17 protein-coding genes are annotated in these 17,958 nt (G+C 72.2%); 4 read left to right on the top strand and 13 right to left on the bottom strand.

From position 1 onward, the window contains the following. Window positions 1–3 precede the first annotated feature (3 nt). Genes AB0C16_RS19895 through AB0C16_RS19905 form a run of 3 tightly spaced genes read left to right on the top strand, consistent with a single transcriptional unit; the run spans window position 4 to window position 2,362 of the window. Window positions 4–684 carry a response regulator transcription factor gene (locus tag AB0C16_RS19895; protein WP_357684866.1) on the top strand — a complete coding sequence of 227 codons (681 nt, stop codon included), beginning with the start codon at window positions 4–6 and terminating at the stop codon, window positions 682–684. A gap of 7 nt (window positions 685–691) precedes the next feature. After that, window positions 692–1,930 (top strand): HAMP domain-containing sensor histidine kinase, encoded by a 1,239-nt coding sequence (locus AB0C16_RS19900; RefSeq protein WP_357684868.1) that lies wholly within the window; start codon window positions 692–694, stop codon window positions 1,928–1,930. Window positions 1,931–1,966: 36 nt separating this feature from the next. Next, on the top strand, window positions 1,967–2,362 hold the full coding sequence (locus AB0C16_RS19905; RefSeq protein WP_357684870.1) for a PepSY domain-containing protein: 396 nt from the start codon (window positions 1,967–1,969) through the stop codon (window positions 2,360–2,362). Between the two features lie 164 nt (window positions 2,363–2,526). On the opposite strand, the gene AB0C16_RS19910 is transcribed toward AB0C16_RS19905, so the two are convergent. From AB0C16_RS19910 to miaA, 12 genes are all read right to left on the bottom strand, one after another. Next, on the bottom strand, window positions 2,527–3,195 hold the full coding sequence (locus AB0C16_RS19910; RefSeq protein ID WP_357684872.1) for an HNH endonuclease family protein: 669 nt from the start codon (window positions 3,193–3,195) through the stop codon (window positions 2,527–2,529). A 62-nt stretch (window positions 3,196–3,257) separates the two neighbouring features. Beyond that, entirely contained in the window at window positions 3,258–6,812 is a 3,555-nt protein-coding gene (locus AB0C16_RS19915) for a 2Fe-2S iron-sulfur cluster-binding protein (RefSeq protein WP_357684874.1), read from the bottom strand. Then, complete coding sequence (locus AB0C16_RS19920; protein ID WP_357684876.1) at window positions 6,809–7,057, bottom strand: sarcosine oxidase subunit delta; 249 nt, start codon at window positions 7,055–7,057, stop codon at window positions 6,809–6,811. The genes AB0C16_RS19915 and AB0C16_RS19920 overlap by 4 nt, the downstream gene beginning before the upstream one ends. Before the next feature lie 13 nt (window positions 7,058–7,070). Continuing rightward, window positions 7,071–8,273 carry a sarcosine oxidase subunit beta family protein gene (locus tag AB0C16_RS19925; protein ID WP_357684878.1) on the bottom strand — a complete coding sequence of 401 codons (1,203 nt, stop codon included), beginning with the start codon at window positions 8,271–8,273 and terminating at the stop codon, window positions 7,071–7,073. Further along, window positions 8,270–10,729, bottom strand: coding sequence for an FAD-dependent oxidoreductase (locus AB0C16_RS19930; protein WP_357684880.1), 2,460 nt, complete (start codon window positions 10,727–10,729; stop codon window positions 8,270–8,272). Before AB0C16_RS19930 ends, AB0C16_RS19925 begins: the two co-directional genes overlap by 4 nt. A gap of 111 nt (window positions 10,730–10,840) precedes the next feature. Next, window positions 10,841–11,005: a hypothetical protein gene (locus AB0C16_RS19935; protein WP_357684882.1), complete on the bottom strand. Its 165-nt coding sequence runs from the start codon at window positions 11,003–11,005 to the stop codon at window positions 10,841–10,843. Window positions 11,006–11,075: 70 nt separating this feature from the next. After that, the gene (locus AB0C16_RS19940; protein WP_357684884.1) at window positions 11,076–11,438 is read right to left on the bottom strand and encodes a phosphomannose isomerase type II C-terminal cupin domain; all 363 of its coding nucleotides are present in this window, start codon (window positions 11,436–11,438) and stop codon (window positions 11,076–11,078) included. A gap of 58 nt (window positions 11,439–11,496) precedes the next feature. Then, window positions 11,497–12,255, bottom strand: a complete 759-nt coding sequence (locus tag AB0C16_RS19945) for a glucose 1-dehydrogenase (protein WP_357684886.1) — start codon at window positions 12,253–12,255, stop codon at window positions 11,497–11,499. 1 nt (window position 12,256) lies between these two features. Further along, window positions 12,257–14,533 carry a tetratricopeptide repeat protein gene (locus AB0C16_RS19950; RefSeq protein WP_357684888.1) on the bottom strand — a complete coding sequence of 759 codons (2,277 nt, stop codon included), beginning with the start codon at window positions 14,531–14,533 and terminating at the stop codon, window positions 12,257–12,259. Between the two features lie 19 nt (window positions 14,534–14,552). After that, a complete protein-coding gene (locus AB0C16_RS19955) occupies window positions 14,553–15,308 on the bottom strand; it encodes a hypothetical protein (RefSeq protein WP_357684890.1) in 756 nt (251 codons plus the stop codon). A gap of 50 nt (window positions 15,309–15,358) precedes the next feature. Further along, window positions 15,359–16,171 (bottom strand): diaminopimelate epimerase, encoded by an 813-nt coding sequence (gene dapF, locus AB0C16_RS19960; RefSeq protein ID WP_357684892.1) that lies wholly within the window; start codon window positions 16,169–16,171, stop codon window positions 15,359–15,361. A gap of 9 nt (window positions 16,172–16,180) precedes the next feature. Continuing rightward, window positions 16,181–17,086, bottom strand: a complete 906-nt coding sequence (miaA, locus tag AB0C16_RS19965) for a tRNA (adenosine(37)-N6)-dimethylallyltransferase MiaA (protein ID WP_357684894.1) — start codon at window positions 17,084–17,086, stop codon at window positions 16,181–16,183. Between the two features lie 83 nt (window positions 17,087–17,169). Here miaA and AB0C16_RS19970 point away from each other — a divergent pair, with 83 nt between their 5' ends. Further along, window positions 17,170–17,361, top strand: a complete 192-nt coding sequence (locus tag AB0C16_RS19970) for a hypothetical protein (protein WP_357684896.1) — start codon at window positions 17,170–17,172, stop codon at window positions 17,359–17,361. A gap of 4 nt (window positions 17,362–17,365) precedes the next feature. Here AB0C16_RS19970 and AB0C16_RS19975 read toward each other — a convergent pair whose 3' ends face one another. Further along, window positions 17,366–17,878, bottom strand: coding sequence for a methylated-DNA--[protein]-cysteine S-methyltransferase (locus tag AB0C16_RS19975; RefSeq protein ID WP_357685261.1), 513 nt, complete (start codon window positions 17,876–17,878; stop codon window positions 17,366–17,368). Window positions 17,879–17,958 lie beyond the last annotated feature (80 nt).

Genomic DNA, 17,958 nt, shown 5'->3' on the forward strand with positions numbered 1-17,958 from the left:
CATATGGCTGACATCCTGCTCATCGAGGACGACGTGGCGATCCGCAGCGCACTGAGCCGCGGCCTGCGGGAGCTCGGCCATGCCGTCTCCTCCTCGCCCACGGCGTTCGAGGGGCTGCGGCTGGCCGTCGACGACCGTCCCGACCTGATCGTGCTCGACCTGGGACTCCCCGATCTCGACGGCGTGGAGCTGCTGCGCATGCTGCGCGCGGTGAGCCGGGTGCCGGTGATCGTCGCGACGGCCCGCGACGGGGACTCCGAGATGGTGCCGGTGCTCGACGCCGGCGCCGACGACTACGTGGTCAAGCCGTACAGTGCCGCGCAGTTGGACGCGCGGATCAGGGCCGTGCTGCGGCGCGCGGGCGCGGAGCCCGCCGCCGAGCCGCTGAGAGTGGGCGGGCTGCGCGTCGACCCGCGGGCGCGGGCGGCCACGCTCGACGGACAGGAGCTCGACCTGACGCCGCGCGAGTTCGACGTGCTGCACTACCTCGCCACCCGGTCCGGGGAGGTGGTGAGCAAACGGCAGCTGCTCACCGAGGTGTGGCAGCTCCCCTACGGCGGCGCCGACAAGACGGTCGACGTCCACCTGTCGTGGCTGCGCAGGAAACTGGGCGAGACCGCCGCGGAGCCCCGCTACCTGCACACCGTGCGCGGAGTCGGGGTCAAACTGGCGGAGCCATCATGAGGCTGTCATGAGGCGCTGGCTGGCGCTGCTGGTGGCGGCCACCACCTCGCTGGTGCTGATCGCGCTCCTGGTGCCGATGGCGGTGCTGATCCGGTCCGTGGCGGAGAACGGCGCGATGAACCGCGCCACCGCGGCCGCCGAGTCGGTGAGCGTCGCCATCGGCACTCCGGACCTGGCGCTGGCGGTCGGGCAGGTGCCGCGGCCGGTGACAGTGTTCCTGCCGGACGGCCGGACCCTGGGCGCCGGCGCTCCCCGCTCCGACGCGGTACGCCTGGCCGCGACCGGCCGGAGCGTCACCGCCGAGACCACCGGCGGCAGGGAGGTGCTGTCGTCGGCCCAGACTCCCGAGGGCACGGCGGTGATCAGGGTCTTCGTGAGCGACGCCGAGCTGACGCGGGGCGTCCAGGCGGCCTGGGCGGCGCTGCTGATCCTGGGGCTGGCCCTGGTGCTGCTGGGCATCGTGCTGGCCGACCGGCTGGCGCTGGCGATGACGAGGCCGATGGACGGGCTGGCCCGCGTCTCCCACCGGCTGGCCGGGGGCGACCTGGCCGCGCGGGCCGAGCCGGGAGGGCCACCCGAGGTGCGGTCGGTGGCCCTCGCCCTCAACCACCTGGCCACCCGCATCGACGACCTGCTGGCGGCGGAGCGGGAGTCGGTGGCCGACCTGTCGCACCGGCTGCGCACCCCGCTGACAGGCTTGCGGCTCGACGTGGAGGCGCTGCGCGACCCGGAGGAGGCGGCCAGGGTCGGGGCCCGGGTCGACGCGCTGGAGCGGGCCGTGAGCGCCGTCATCACCGACGCCCGCCGCCGCTCGGCCGGGCGGGAGAGCTGCGACGCGACGGCGGTGGTGAGCGAGCGGGTGCGCTTCTGGTCGGTGCTGGCCGAAGACCAGGGCCGCGAGGTGTCGGTGTCGTTGCCGGACGCGCCCGTGCCCGTGGCGGTGGGCGCGACCGATCTCGCGGCGTGCGTGGACGCGCTGCTCGGCAACGTCTTCGCGCACACCCCCGAGGGTGTTCCGTTCGCCGTACGGCTCGTGCCGCGCGACTCCGGCGCCGTGCTGACCGTGAGCGACCGGGGGCCGGGGTTCGACCCCGCGCTGTCGAGGCGCGGGGACAGCGCGGGCGGCTCGACCGGTCTCGGCCTCGACATCGCCCGCCGCACGGCCGAGTCGTCGGGCGGCTCGCTGTCGGTCTCGCCCGCCGCCGGAGGCGGGGCGATCGTGGACGTGGTGTTAACCGCTCCTTAGCGCGCTGTTACCGGCCATCACGGTTCGCTAGGGGGCATGCGGATCACAAAGAGAATCATCGTAATCGGGACCGGTGTCACCTTCCTCATCGCGGGCGGAAGCGCGGCCGTCGCCGTCGCCGCCACGACGGCTCCATCCCAGCAGGCGGCCGCGACGGCCGCCGCGCCCAAGGTCACCGCCGAGCAGGCCATCCAGATCGCGCACAAGCAGGTGCCCGGCGGATGGATCGACGAGGTGTCCCTCGACAAGCGGGGCCAGAAGCCGGACGTGTGGGAGGTCGAGCTGGTCAAGGGCGACGTGGAGCACGAGCTCGACGTCGACGCGGCGACCGGGAAGGTCCTCAAGCACGAGCAGGAGCACGTCGACGACTCCAGGCACCGGGGTGGCTCGGACGACCACGGCTCCGACGACCACGGCTCCGACGATGACTGACGTCCTCCCGGGATGACATCCCCGGACGGCCTCCCCCGGATGACATCCCTGAATGGTCCCCAGAAGACGTCCCTGGATGGTCCTGGATGGTCCCGGATGACGTCCCCGGACGGTCCCGGATGACGTCCCCGGATCGCGCCGGTCTCCCGGCGCGATCCGGTCCGTCAGCAGGCGTCCAGAATGCCCTTCATGGCGGCTTTCTCGGCGGAGGTGACCCACACGTCGTACTTCGCCTTCACGTCGATCTGACGGGCGATGTACGCGCACCGGTACGCCTTGCGCGGAGGGAGCCAGGTGGCGGCGTCGGAGTCGCTCTTCTGGCCGTTCAGGGGACCGTCGACCGCGAGCAGGTTGAGCGGGTCGTTGGCGAACTCCTTGCGCTTGGTGGCCGTCCACTGCTGGGCGCCCTTCTGCCAGGCGTCCGAAAGCGGGATCAGGTGGTCGATCTGGACCGCCGTGCTGGTGTCCTGGCCACGCTTGAAGGAGATGGTCTTGCCGCTGTAGGGGTCCTTGAGGATGCCGGTGAGCACGATGCAGTCGTGGGTTCCGGGCTTGAACGTCTCGTCGCTCAGGTCTCGCTTGAGGATGTCGTTGCGGGTGTCGCAGCCGTTGCGGTCGACGTCCGCCCAGGCGGGGCCGAACTTGTCACGTTCGAACCCGGTGCGCGGGGCTCGGCCTTTGACGGCCAGCTTGTCCAGCTTCTTGAGGGCGTCGGTGATGTCGCCCTTGGAGTGGGAGCCCGTCGCGTCGGTGGCGGTGCCGGTGTCCGCCCCGATCTGCGCTTCCAGCTCCCCGCATCCGGTGAGCGCCGCCACTACCGCTAATCCGGCCAAACCAACACGAAAGCGCACACTATCTCCCAGACTTAAGTTTTCGTAAAGCCTAGGTACAGCTACTACCCCAAAATCCCCAAATCTCCCGCCATCGCGTCAAGTAGCCATTCGGCCACGTATGCCGTAAACGACGAGCGCACGTAGACGCGGTAGCCGGACGGCGTCCGCTCCAGGACGACCGGGGCCTTGCCGAGCAGCGTCTGGGCGTGCCCGGTGAACACGGAGGGGTGCAGGTCGATCGGGCACCCGGTGATCAGGACGTCCAGGGCGCCCGGGCCGTCGAGCTCCAGCACGGTCCGCTGCCCGGACACGTCCACCCACCCCGGCCGCCCGTCGAGCCCGCCCACCACCAACCACCACGCGGGCCCCAGCCGAAGCACCCGGTACGCCCCCGCGCCGAGACCCGTATCGGCCCCCACACCCGGCCCCATGCCCGGCCCTGTGGCGGGATCCATGCTCGGCCCCGCGCCGGGCCCCTTACCGGGATCCATGCCGGGATCCACGCCGGGATCCACGCCGGGATCCACGCCGGGATCCACGCCGGGACCCGTGCCGCGTACCTCCCACATCGGCGTGAAGGGTGCCTCGCGGAGCCGCACCCGCTCGCCGCTCGCCGCCGCGAAGCGCTCCGCGAACCCGGCCGCCGGGCTCTCCGCGGGACACGCCGCGTCCCCGCAACGGCCAGGCGACCCGCCCGGGGAGCCGGCCGATGAGGTGTCCGGCGGCGTGCCTGGCGAGGCGTCCGGCGGCGTGGTGGGCTCCGGGACGCCGTCGCGCCGGGTGTTGTCCGGGTCGTAGAAGACGGGTTCCACCACCGTCACGGGAACGGCGGCCTCACCCGAGACCGCCATGAGCCGGTCACCGGTCGCGACGTCGCGGACCATGGCCAGGCCGAACGGCCGACCGAGCGTCGCGCTGGCGTAACCGGAGGTCACGTGTCCGAGCATGACCCGGTCGGCGGGTCCCGCCACCACCTGCGCCCCCTCCTCCACGCAGGTCTCCGGATCGTCGGCGAGCAGCCCGACGAGCCGCTTGCGGCCGTCGCGTGAGGTGTCCGGCCGCGCGTGTGAGCGACGGCCCACGTAGTCCGGCTTGCGCTTCGACACCAGCCAGGACAGCCCCAGGTCCTGCGGGGTGACGGTCCCGTCGGTCTCCTGGCCGACGATGGCGAACCCCTTCTCGGCCCGCAGCACGTGCATGGTCTCGGTCCCGTACGGCACCGCGCCCAGGTCCAGGACGGCCTCCCAGAGCCCCCGGCCGTACCCCCAGGGCACGTTGACCTCGTAGGCGAGCTCGCCCGAGAAGCTGATCCTGAACACCCGCCCCTCGACCCCGAGCACCTCGGCGGCCGTGTGCCGCATGAACGCCAGCCCGGCGGCGTCCGGCGCGATCACGGAGAGGATCTCGCGGGCCCCCGGTCCGACCACCGCGACCGTCGCCCAGTGGTCGGTCACCGAGGTGAACGAGACGTCGAGCGAGGGCCACTCGGTCTGGTGCCATTCCTCCAGCCAGTCGAGCACGGCCGCCGCGTTGCCCGTCGTGGTGGTCATCAGGTAGTGGTCGTCGCCGAGCCGGCTCGTGGTGCCGTCGTCGAAGACCATCCCGTCTGCGGTGCACATCACCCCGTAGCGGCAGGCTCCGACCGCGAGCGTGGAGTACAGGTTGGTGTAGATCCGGTCGAGGAACCCGCCCGCGTCCGCGCCCCTGATGTCGATCTTGCCGAGCGTGGAGGCGTCCATCGCGGCGACCCCGGTGCGGGCCGCGCGGCACTCGCGCAGCACCGCCTCGCGCATCGTCTCGCCGTCGCGGGGGAAGTACCAGGGGCGCTTCCACTGCCCGACGTCCTCGAACACCGCTCCCCTGGCCAGGTGCGAGCCGTGCATGGCGGTCGTCCTGACCGGGTCGGACAGCGGGCCGCGGTCGCGTCCCGCCAGGGTCGCGAACGACACCGGCGTGTACGGCGGGCGGGACGTGGTGCCGCCCACCTGGCCGGGCGTGACCCCGAGCAACGCGGACATCACGCCCGCCACCACGGCTCCGGAGGTCTTGCCCTGGTCGGCGCCAGTGCCCGCGGTGGTGTAACGCTTGACGTGCTCGGCGGAGCGCATGCCGGTCCCGGCGGCCCTGGCCAGGTCGGCCACGGTGACGTCCCGGTGCAGGTCGGCGAAGGCCGGCTCGCCTTCGCCCGACTCGGCACCACCGGTACAGCCACCGCCAGGCTCGCCGTGATCGGACTCCGCGCCACCGGACCCGGCACCACCGGTACAGCCACCGCCAGGCTCGCCGTGATCGGACTCCGCGCCACCGGACCCGGCACCACCGGTGCAGGCACCACCGGACTCGGCGCCGCCGGGGACGGTCAGCCAGAGCGCCGCCGGGGCCCGTAGGGCTCGCTCGTCGCTCTCCGGCACCCGGGGGACCCTGCCGGAGGCGAATCCCGCCTGCCGGGCGGCCTGGGCCCCGGCGGCGAAGCCGTCCTCGATCGCCTCGGCCGTGCCGTACACGCCCCGGCACGCGCCCGCCGACCGCTCGGCCTGCGCCGACACGTTCGGCACGAACGCCTGCGCCCCCTCGTCGAAGCGGAGCGTGCCCTGCGACTGGCTGAACAGGTGCACGGCAGGGTTCCAGCCGCCCGCCACGGCCAGCAGGTCGGCCTCGACGTGCCGTGACCCGATCCGCACGCCGTCGAGCAGCCCGTCGGCGTCGGCGGTGGTGCCGGTGACGACCTCGCCGCCGGGCGCGCGCGGGTCCACGATCTCCGCTATCTCCACTCCGGCGGCGACCAGGTCGTGGACCGCCTCGTAGCCGGAGTCGGCACAGGCGAAGACGACGGCCCGGCGGCCGGGACGCACGCCGTACCGGTTGGCGTAGGCGCGGGCGGCGGAGGCGAGCATGACGCCGGGCCGGTCGTTGCCGGGGAACGCGAGCGACCGCTCGTGCGCGCCGGTCGCGAGCACGACCCTGCGCGCCCGGAAGTGCCACAGTCGTTCGCCGCCGGCGCGCCGCTCGACGGCCACCACATAGTTGTGGTCGTAGTAGCCGATCGCGGTCGTCCGCGTCAGGACCCTGACCTCGGGCAGGGCGGCCAGCCGCGCGCCCGCCAGCACCGCCCAGTCGAGGCCCCGGGCCCCGTCGAGCCGCACGCGGCTGCTCAGCAGGTCACCGCCGAGCCGCGGCTGGTCGTCCACCAGGATGACGCGGGCGTCCGTCGCGCCCGCCGCCAGCGCCGCGGCCAGCCCCGCGGGCCCGCCGCCGACGACCAGCACGTCGCAGTGCAGGTAGCCCTTGTCGCAGCGCCGGTCGTCGCCCGCGTCGGGGTCCACCCGGCCCTTGCCGCGCAGGCTCCACGCCTCCAGCCCGTCGTACAGCTCGACCGTGGTGGCGGCCACCATCGGATCGGCCCCCACGCGGACCAGCGCGTTGGGCTCCTCGGCGCCCGCCGAGAAGACGCCGCGCGGCCGTCCCAGCTCCACGCTGTGTCCCACCACGCGCACCCCGCAGGCGAGCAGCGCGGAGGCGAGGGTGTCGCCGGGGTGCCCGTGGAGCGGGCGGCCGTCGAAGCGGAACGACAGCGTGACCGAGCGGTCGACCAGACCGCCCGAAGGGAGACGGGTCATCGCGCCTTCCGGATCTCGTGGGTGACGGTGTGCCGCTCGACGGTGAACCAGGTGCGGCAGCCGTGCGCGTGGAACCAGCGTTCGTGGAACCAGCCCTTGGGGTTGTCGCGCCGGAACACGTACCCGGCCCATTCGTCGTCGGTCAGCTCCGCGGGCCGCTCGGGGTAGGCGATGCCGGCCTGGCCGCCGTACCGGAACTCGTTCTCGTCGCGTGGCCCGCAGTGCGGGCAGTCGATCAGCAGCATCGGCGCGTCCCCTTCAGTGCGCTACGGCGGCCGCGCCGTGCTCGTCGATGAGCGCGCCCGTGGTGAACCGTTCGAGCGCGAACGGCTCGGCGAGCGGATGTGGCTCGCCGTGCGCGATCGTGTGCGCGTAGACCCAGCCGGAGCCGGGGGTCGCCTTGAAACCGCCGGTGCCCCACCCCGCGTTGATGTACAGCCCTTCGACGGGAGTGCGGCCGATGATCGGCGAGGCGTCGGGCGAGACGTCCACGATGCCGGCCCAGGTCCGCAGCACCCGCACCCGGCTGAAGATCGGGAACAGCTCCAGCGCCGACGCCATCTGCGCCTCGATCACGTGGAACGCGCCGCGCTGTCCATAGGAGTTGTACGAGTCGATCCCCGCCCCCATGACCAGCTCGCCCTTGTGCGCCTGGCTCACGTACACGTGCACGGCGTTGGACATGACCACGCAGTCGAGCACGGGTTCCAGCAGCTCCGAGACGAGCGCCTGCAGCGGGTGCGACTGCAGCGGCAGCGGGATCCCGGCCCGCTCGGCGAGCACGGAGGTGTGCCCGGCGGAGGCCAGCGCCACCTTTTCGGCCGCGATCCGGCCCCGCGAGGTCCGCACGGCCCGCACCCGGCCGTCCGTGATGTCGAAGCCGGTCACCTCGCACCCCTGGATCAGGTCGATGCCGTGGGCGTCGGCCTTGCGGGCCAATGCCCAGGCCACGTGGTCGTGCTTGGCGATGCCGCCGCGTCGTTGCAGGGTCGCGCCCATCACCGGGTAGCGGGCGCCGGAGGACACGTTGACGATCGGGCAGAACTTCCTCACCTCGTCGGCGTCGAGCCACTCGGCGTCGACCCCGTTGAGCCGGTTGGCGTTGACCCGCCGCCTGCCCTCGCGCACGTCGCCCAGGCTGTGCGCCAGGTTGAGCACGCCGCGCTGGCTGAACTGCAGGTCGTAGTCGAGCTCCTCGCTCAGTCCCTCCCACAGTTTGAGCGAGTGCTCGTAGATCGCGGCGCTCTCGTCCCACAGGTAGTTGGAGCGGATGATCGTGGTGTTGCGGGCCATGTTGCCGCCCGCCAGCCAGCCCTTCTCCAGCACGGCCACGTTCGTCAGGCCGTGGTTTCGCGCCAGGTAGTAGGCGGTGGCCAGGCCGTGTCCGCCACCGCCCACGATGACCACGTCGTAGGAGGGCTTGGGGTCGGGGTTGCGCCAGAGGAAGTCGGGGTGGGTCAACGTCTGATCTTCTCCATCTTGGGGTCGAACAGCGGTTCGGCGGCGACCTCGGCCGGGACCCGCCGCCCGAAGTAGGAAATATCGACATGTGTCCCGGGAGTGGTCAGCTCGATCGGCAACCAGGCGTACGCGATGGGCCGCTCGATCGTGTGCCCGTAGGCGGCGCTGGTGACATATCCGACCGTACGGCCCGCGTGCCGTACCGGCTCCTTGCCCATCACCACCTCGGTGCTGAGCAGCGGCACGAGCTTGCGCGTGATGTCGGCGGACAGGGCGTCGCGGCCGAGGAAGTCCTTGTCATCGCGCACGGCGAACGCCAGCCCCGCCTCGTACGGGTTGTGCTCGGGGGTCATGTCGACGCCCCAGAGCCGGTAGCCCTTCTCCAGGCGCAGGCTGTTGAACGCGGCCCTGCCTCCGGCGATCGGCAGGCCGGTGGCCCAGAGGGTGTCCCAGAGCTTGAGGCCCAGGTCGGCGGTGGTGTAGAGCTCCCAGCCCAGCTCCCCCACGTAGGACACGCGCATGGCGATGACCGGGACCTGCCCGACATATCCCTCTTTGCAGGTGAAGTAGCGGAAGCCCTCGTGGGACATGTCCATGTCCGTGAGCGGCTGGACCAGATCTCTGGCCAGTGGCCCCCACACGCCCACGCAGCAGGTGCCCGGCGTGATGTCGCGGACCTGCACGTCGCGGGGCGCGTGGCGGCTCAGCCAGTCGAGGTCGAGGTTGCCGTTGGCGCCCACCTGGAACCGGTCCTCCGCCAGCCGCGCCACCGTCAGGTCCGAGCGGACTCCGCCACGGGCGTCGAGCAGCAGCGAGTAGGTGACCGAGCCGGGCTTCTTGTCCACGTTGTTGGTGGTCAGGTGCTGCAGGAAGGAGGCCGCCGCGGGCCCGCGCACCTCGATCCGCTTGAGCGGCGTCATGTCGTAGAGGGCGACCTTCGCCCTGGTCAGGAAGGACTCGGCGGCGGCGACCGGCGACCAGTGCCTGGCGGCCCACTCCCCCCGCTGCGCCACGCCGAGCAGCGGCTCGACGGCCATCCCCCGCGCCTCCTCGGGCGCCTCCATGCCGCTGCGCCGCCGCCGGACCAGATCCTCCAGCGCGGGGAGGTTCGCCTCGAACCAGTGCGGCCGCTCCCACCCCGCCGCCTCCAGGAAGGCGGCGCCCAGCTCGCGCTGGCGCGGGTAGAACGGGCTGGTCCGCATCGGCCGCGGCGACTCCATCGGCTGCAGCGGGTGGATCACGTCGTAGACCTCGACGAAGTTCTGCCTGCCGCGCTCCTCGACGAAGGCCGGGGCCAGCTGGACCTTCTCGAACCGGCTGAGCTCACATTCGTGCAGGTCGAAGCCCGAACATCCGTCGACCAGCAGCTCGGCCACGGCCTTGGCGACACCGGCGGAGTGCGTCACCCAGACCGCCTCGGCCAGCCAGAACCCGTCCAGCTCCGGCGCCTCCCCGATGAGCGGGAAGCCGTCGGGGGTGAACGAGAAGATCCCGTTGATGCCGTCGGTGTACTTGGACTCGCCGAGCGCGGGCAGCAGCTCGACGGCGTCCCGCCAGGCCGGCTCGAAGTCCTCCTCGGTGAACGCCTGCACCGATGGCATCACGGTGCCCTTCGGCCCGATCTCGTGCTGCTCGACCGGCATCGGCCGGTGCGAGTAGGACCCGATGCCGACGCGGTCGCCGTGGCCGCGGAAGTAGAGGTCGCGATCCTGGTGCCGCAGGATGGGCCCCTCCGGTACGGCCAGCGGCCCGGACTTGGCGTACTGGTGGGCCAGTGGCAGCAGCGGCACGGTGAGCCCGGCCATCCTCCCGACGGTCGGCCCCCAAAAGCCGGCGGCGCACACGACCACGTCGGCCGGGATGATCTGGTATTTCGAGCCTCCGGCCTCCACCGCGACTCCGGTGACCCGGCCGCCCTTCTGCTCGACGCCCACCACGGTGTGCCGCGGCAGCAGCCTCGCCCCGCGTTCCGCGGCCCGGCGCGCCTGCGCCTCCGCGCACCTGACGGCGGCGGCCAGCCCGTCGCTCGGCACGTGGAAGCCGCCCAGGACCAGGCTCCGGTCGAGCATCGGCCAGAGCTCCAAGCACCGGTCGGTGTCGACCAGCTCGCCCTCGACCCCCCAGGACTCGGCCCATCCCAGCTTGCGGTGCAGGTCGGTCCAGCGTTCGGGGGTGGTGGCCACCTCGAGCCCGCCGACCTGGTCGAAGCAGGGGCGCCCGGCGAGGCTGAGCCCGGTGTACTTGCGCACCGTGTAGGAGGCGAACTCGGTCATCGTCTTGGACGGGTTCGTCTGGAAGACCAGGCCCGGGGCGTGCGAGCTCGACCCGCCGGTGGCGAAGAGCGGTCCCTGGTCGACCAGGGTGACGTCGGTCCACCCCCGGGAAGCGAGCTCGTCGGCCAGGGCACAGCCCACAATGCCGGCTCCAATGATCACCAAACGAGGCTGGCTCACCATGCGCCCTCCGGTTGTTCCCTATTACGCAACAAACACCGGACTACGCAACGAACATAGAGCCCAGAACACCGCCGGACAAGGGTGTGGACCTTGACGGCCCGCCGAACCGCCTCACGAGCCGGGCCGCGGGACGGCGTGCCCGGCCGCCCGGCTCACCGCCTCCCACGCCTCCCAGGTGGCCATCAGCCGCCGCGACAGGTCGAACGCGAGGTCGTACACCATGCTCCCGAGCAGCAGCCGCAGCGGCGGGTCATCGCTGCCGACCAGCCCGAGCACGGCCTCCGCGGCCGCCTACGCGGACGCGGTGGTGGAGACCGCCCTCAGTGGCCTTTACGCCCGCCGAGCGTCAGGAACGGCCGTAGGCGTCCTCGAGACGCTCGATGTCGTCCTCGTCGAAGTGGCCGAAGGCGATCTCGAGGATGCGGGTGGCCGGGCCGGAGGAGCTGAGCCGGTGGGCCTGCCCACGGCGGATGAGGATGCGCTCGCCCACCTCGGGCTCCAGCCGCTGCCCGTCGACCTCGAAGACACAGCCCGCGTCGAGGGCGACCCACAGCTCGTCGCGGTGCTCGTGGCGCTGCAGGCTGAGCCGCTGGCCGGGCGCGACGTCGATGATCTTCACGGTGGACGTCTCGTTGAGCGTGAACCGATCGAAGCCCCCCCAGGGCCGCTCGTCCCGGATCACCGCCGCCAGCCTGTCGATGTCCTGCATCGTCCCTCCCAAATCCCGCCATAACGGAACCCGAAACCCGGGCCAAGAGCGCAAGCTATCAGGTGATCAGAAACCCGCCGTCCACAGGAAGCGTCACACCGGTGATGTACGACGACGCGTCACTCGCCAGAAAGACGGCGGCCGCCACGAGTTCGGCGGGGTCGCCGGCCCGGCCCATCGGCACCCGCCGCTCCACGATCTGCTGCACGTAGCCGGGTTTGTACTGCGACGTCATCTCGGACTCGAAGAACCCCGGCTCCAGGCAGTTGACCCGGATCCCGCGCCGCCCGGTCCACTGCTGGGCCAGGTCGCGGGTCAGCCCGATCACCGCGGCCTTCGACGCGCTGTAGGCCGCCTGCGGCAGCCCCGCCGTCGTCTCGCCGAGGACGCTGCCGATGTTGACGATCGACGACCCGGGCCGCATCACCCGCGCGCACGCCTGGGCCATCCAGTAGGTGCCGAGCAGGTTGATGTCGATCACCTGCCGGAACTCCTCCGGCGTCTCCCGCAGGGCGGGCACCGCGGTGCCCACGCCGGCGTTGTTGATCAGCACGTCGACGGCGCCCAGGTCGGCGACGGCCGCCGCCACGAGCGCGTCGCAGTCTTCCACGCGCGTCACGTCGGTGCGCACGGCCAGGCACCGGCGGCCGGCCTCCTCCACCAGCCGCCGCGTGTCGGCCAGCCGGTCGAGACGCCGGGCGCCGACCACCACGTCGGCCCCGGCCTCGGCCAGCCCCCGCGCGAAGGCCACGCCCAGCCCGGAGGACGCGCCGGTGACGACGGCCACCTTGCCCTCGAGACTGAAGCTCCGCAGCATGCTAGAGCCCGTACTCCTTGACGATGCGCTCGTGGCGCTCCACCTCGACATCGACCTCGCGGGCCAGGTCGAGCCAGGCCAGCGGATGCGACCAGCGCTCGGTGGCGTCGTCGAGCAGCGCGTCGACCTCGACCGCCGACACGCCGGGCGGCACCGCGACCCAGCCGAACACGCCCGGCAGCGGATCGCCGCCGGTCGGGTGGGTGACCGTGTAGTTCTCGTCGCTGTAGACCCACATCGGCCAGCCGCGCTCGGCCATGACCTCGGTGAACTCCGCCCAGTCCGACTCGCTCGGCGCCGCGCCGTCGAAGAAGTAGCTGGTGTAGCCGCCGGGCCGGAGGATGCGCACCGCGGCGAAGGGCGGCACGAAGTTCTGCTGCTCCTCCGGGTCTTCGGGGACCGGCTCCAGCAGCTGCGGGTCGAACACGACCAGGTCGCCCGCGTTGTAGTCCATGCCGCGCGGCTGCGGCAGCGCCAGCCTGGCGGTGGCGGGACCGGTGCGGATGGACAGCACCTGGCGCTGGCCGCCGTCGGGCGCGGGCAGGATGACCCTGATGAGGCCCATCTCCTCCTCGATCGGGCCCTCGGTCGACTTGACCGGCATGCCGATCTTGGCCGCGCCCTTGCGCACGGTGTCCCAGTCTTCGGCCGAGGTGGCCATGACGATCATGCGCCAGACGTCCTCCTCGGTCAGCTCGTCGAGGACCTCGTGCAGCACGTCGGCGCCTCTGGCGTTCTCGTCGAGCTGCTGGGCCGCGCCGGCGACGATGCGGCGGGCGTCGAGGCCGGCCCCGGCGGCGACGGCGTGCTCGGCCGCGTCCAGCGTCTCGGCCCAGCGCTCGCGGGCGCTGTGCAGGCGGGCCAGCGCGAGATGCTGCTGGTCGTGCGAGAGCATCGCGGCCATCTGCTCCAGCCGCTCGTCCTGCCTGGCCTCGATGAGCAACGTGGTGAGGAACGCGATGTCCTCGGCGTCGGCGGTGGCGATGTCGCCGGTGTCGACGAGACGCTTCCAGTAGATGTCGGCGCCCGTCGCCGGGTAGCCCAGGTAGCCGAGCGTGGTGGTGTGGCGGCGCGTGGTCTCGAGGTCCTGGCCCGAGAGCGGGGCCAGCCAGCCGACCCACCGCTCGGGGTCGGCGTTGTAGCCGTCGGCGGCGTCGAAGTAGGCGACCCGCTCGTCCACCGGACCGGGCGCCTCCGGCTCCGGGGTGGCGTCGGCGGCGGCGCGCAGCGCGGCGATGCGCTCGGCCAGGCCCTCGCTCTCGCGCAGCTCGGCGGTGCTCGACTCGGCGAGGTCGGCCAGCAGCCGGGCCTGCCAGACGCCCTGCCTGGCCAGCGCCAGGTCACCGGCGACCAGGGCGAGCTCCACGCGGGCGCGATAGCCGCCCATCATGCCGAAGTAGTCGACCCACTGGCGGAGCACGCGGCCGAGCTGCCAGGTGTTGGTGATCTGGGTGGAGCCGGCCAGCTTGCCGACCGCCTGCGACCACTCGACCCAGGAGCGCGGGTGCTCGCCGACCACGTCGAGGTCGGGCAGCGCGTCGACGGCCTCGGCGATGCGGCCGAGCGTGGCCAGGATCAGCGCGCGGCGCACGCCGTCGCGTCGGGCCTTGGCCACCGGGTCGTCGGCCTGGAAGTCGCCCGCCGCCTGCAGCGCGGCCAGCGCGTCCTCGGCGCGGCCGGCGGCGAGCAGCGCGCGGGCGCTCTCGGCGCCGAGCTCCCAGCTGGCCTGGCGGCCGGCGGCGCGCAGCCGCTCGACGGCGGCCTCGGCGTAGCTGACGGCCTCTGCGGCCTTGCCCGCGTCGACGAGGGCGGCCACGTACTGGGTGACGAGCCCGGTGTAGGCGGGATCGGCGGGCTGGAGCTCGTCGATCACCGCGCCCAGCGTCTCCAGGCGCTCGGTCGCGTAACCGGGGCCGTCGGCGTTGGCCCACGCGATCGCCAGCGCCTCGACCGCCGCCGGGGTGGACGGGCAGTCGCGCACGCCTTCGCGCTGGGCGAACGCCAGCAGCTGCTCGGCGTCGCCGATGGCGACCGCGCCCTGAGCCCGGTCGCCGACCCGGCCCAGCAGATGCCAGTAACGGGCGTAGAACTCGAGCCAGGGCAGCTCCAGGGCCTCCGCCTGCTGGGCGATGGCCGGGGCCATCACGTCGAGCTGGGGAAAACGGCCCTCGTAGGCCTGTGCGGGTAGGTCTCCCAGCGCCATGGCGAGCCCCACGTTGCCCGCTTCAGAAAGCTGCTGCTGGGTTTCGCCGACCCAGGCCCAGATGTCCACGTCCATGGCAGGTCAGTCTGCCAGGTCAATGCGCGTGCCCAAAACGCAGAAGCTCGATGAGCTCGTCCGATTCGCTGTCATTGAGAACCGAAAATGCCGATGCCATGAGATCGTCGGTGGCCTTCTCCGCCGCCGCCCTTCGCGCCACCACGTCCGGTGGCGGCGCCGGATAGGGCTCGGGCCACTCGAAGAACCTCGCGATGTCGGCGCCGGTCACCAGTCCGAACGGCGTGGCGTCGTGCTCGCTGGCGAGCGTGGCCTCCAGCGGCCGGAGCCCCGCCCCGATCACCGCGTTGGCGTGCAGGCCGCCGCGCAGCTCCCGCACGACGTGCATCAGCTGCGTGGCGCGCCCCGGCGGGTCGTCGGGCAGCGGCACGGACCGCCATCCCGCGGCCAGCGGCGCCCCGATCATCGAGGCCTGCCGAACGACGGGTTCGAGCAGCTCGGCGATCCTGGCGCAGCCGTCGAAGTGGCCGATCCTGCGCCGTCCCCAGGCGTGGCAGACCTCGGTGTAGAGCTCGACGGCCCTGTCCACGGGCAGCTTGCGCCCGCCGTTCCAGCTCTCCTCGACGTGGGCGGGCGGGAAGAACACCGCGACCGAGGTGACCACGTCGGCGTCGCACTCGCCGAGCACCCCGCATCGGCCGCGGAAGTAGAATTCGCGCGCGCCGAGCCCGTACTCCTCACAGACCGCCTTGGCCTCCCTGGAGATCATGAAGCCGCCGCCGTACTGGCCTATGGGCGCCTTCACGCTCGTCGCCGTGGTGCGTGGGTCCGCCATGTCCACCCCTCTCAGTTCCAAAAGCGGACTCAGCATCCCTCAGGAGAACATCATTCTGCAAGCATCAGATTTCCGGACGCGACGAGAACCGCCGGGCCCGACAGGTAGCTGGTCTCTGCCTCCAGCGTGACCGTGAGCGTGCCTCCGGGCACCTCCACCGCCCAGACGCCGGTGGTCTCGCCGCTCAGCCCGGCCGCGGCGACGGCCGTGGCGACCGCGCCGGTGCCGCACGAACGCGTCTCGCCGACGCCGCGCTCGAAGACCCGCATGACCGCGCGCGCCTCGCCGACGGCGTTGAACAGCTCGATGTTGACTCCGCTGGGGAAGACGCCCGGGTCGAAGCCGGGCTGATGGCCGAGGTCGAGCTGGACGACGGGGTCGCCGATGGGGCAGGCCAGATGGGGGTTGCCCAGGTCGACGTGCACGCCTTCGTACTCCTGACCGCCGACGCTCGCGACGCTCCGGCCGCGCACCACGGGCTTGCCCATCTCGATCGTGACGTCGCCGGAGACATCGAGCCGCACCTTCCTGACGCCGCCCCTGGTGGCCACGGCGAACTCGCCCGGCTCGGCCAGGCCGGCCTCGACGAGGTAGCGGGCGAAGACCCGTGCGCCGTTGCCGCACATCTCGGCCATGCTGCCGTCGGCGTTGCGGTAGTCCATGAACCACTCGGCCTCGCCGGCCTGGTCGGAGACCTCGGGGCTGAGCTTGCTCCGCACCACGCGAAGCACGCCGTCGGCGCCGATGCCGGCCCTCCTGTCGCAGATCGCGGAGACGAGCGCGGGATGCAGCTCCAGCTCGTCGTCGGGATCGGGAAGGATGACGAAATCGTTCTCGGTGCCGTGGCCCTTGAGGAATCGCATGTTCGAATTTTATGCCGAGTCGGGGCGGGCGATCTGCGCCAGGGATCGTTCGAGCAGATCGGGGGCGTCGTACGGCAGCCAGCGCACCCGGGGATCGCGGCGGAACCACGACTCCTGGCGCCGGGCGAAGCGCCGGGTGGCCCTGACCGTCTCCTCCAGCGCCTGCTCCTCGGTCCACTCCCCTTCCAGGAAACGCAGCACCTGGGCGTACCCGAGGGCCCGGCCGGCCGTACGGCCCTCCGCGAGCCCCCGCCCGAGCAGGCCCCGCACCTCCTCGACCAGCCCCGCCGCCCACATGCGCCGGACGCGGACCTCGATCCGCTCGTCGAGCTCCGGCCTCGGCACCCGCAGCCCGAGCTGCACGCTGGGATAGACCGCCCGATAGGACGGCATCGTGGCCGAGAACGGCCGGCCGGAGTGCTCGATCACCTCCAGGGCGCGGACGATCCGGCGGCCGTTGCTCGGCAGGATCGCCGCGGCGGCGGCCGGGTCCTCCCGCCTGAGCCGTTCGTACAGGGGCGCGGGACCGGTCTCGGCGAGCTCGGCCTCCAGCCTGGCCCTGATCTCCGGGTCGGTGCCCGGGAACTCCAGGTCGTCGATGGCGGCCCGGACGTACAGCCCGCTGCCGCCGACGAGCACGGGCACCGGCAGCGACTCGATGAGCGGCCTGACCAGCTTCTGGTATTCGGCGACGCTGGCCGTGACCGTGACGTCCCAGATGTCCAGCAGATGGTGCGGGACGCCCCGCTGTTCGGCAAGGGAGAGTTTGGCGGTGCCGATGTCCATGCCTCGGTAAAGCTGCATCGAATCGGCATTGACGCATTCACCCCCCAGCCGGAGTGCTATATCCACGGCGAGATCGGACTTTCCGGCCGCGGTGGGGCCCACGACGGCGATGACTGGCTGCTGGCGCACACCGGTAAGTGTGTCAAGAGTCGGGGTAGGAATGGACAGACGGCGCCCTGGCGCCGGCCAGGGACGACTGATCGGGGGATCAGATGTCGATTCTGGACAAGGTCAAGGAGATGCTCGGCGGCCTGCAGGAAAAGGCGCACCACATCCCCAAGCAGCGCAGGCAGGAGAAGCCGGGTGAGATGCCCGGTGAGCCTCGCGGACACGGCGAAGACACCGCCGGCGGCGGCCAGACAGGACGGGCCGCCGAGGACAAGACCGGCGACGAGGAGGGCTGACCGGTCAGAGATCGAGAAGCGTTGGCTGCAGGTATCCCTCGTGGGTCAGCAGCCAGCGCTTCGTCTCGACGCCCTCTCCGCCGCTGAACCCGCCGAGGCCGTTGCCCGCCACGACCCGGTGACACGGCACCACGATCGGGATCGGGTTGGAGCCCATGATGGAGCCGATGCCGCGGGCCGGCACCCGCGAGCCGCTGAGGGTGGCCAGCTCGCCGTAGGTCACGGCCGTGCCGTAGGGGATCCGGTGCAGCGCCCGCAACACCTGCCGGCGCGAGCCCGAGGTCAGCCGCCAGTCGACGGGCGTCTCGAACACCCGCAGCTCACCCGTGAAGTAGGCGCCGAGCTCCGCGACGGCGAAGGCCGTGCGGGCAGGGTCGTGCACCTCGGGCAGGCCGAGACGTTCGCTCAGGCGCGCCCGCGACCCCCATCCCGACGCGACCAGGCCGTCCTCGGTGACGGCCAGCACGAACGACCCCACCGGCGTCGGCACCTCGGCGAACGCGACCGTGGCCATCATGTTCCTCACGTGAGCTCGTCGTACGCGGCATCCGGGTCATATCGTACGCCCGTGACATCCTGGTTCGCGGGCGCGAAAGC

Source organism: Nonomuraea sp. NPDC048916 (assembly GCF_040649575.1).
Classification (GTDB): Bacteria; Actinomycetota; Actinomycetes; order Streptosporangiales; family Streptosporangiaceae; genus Nonomuraea.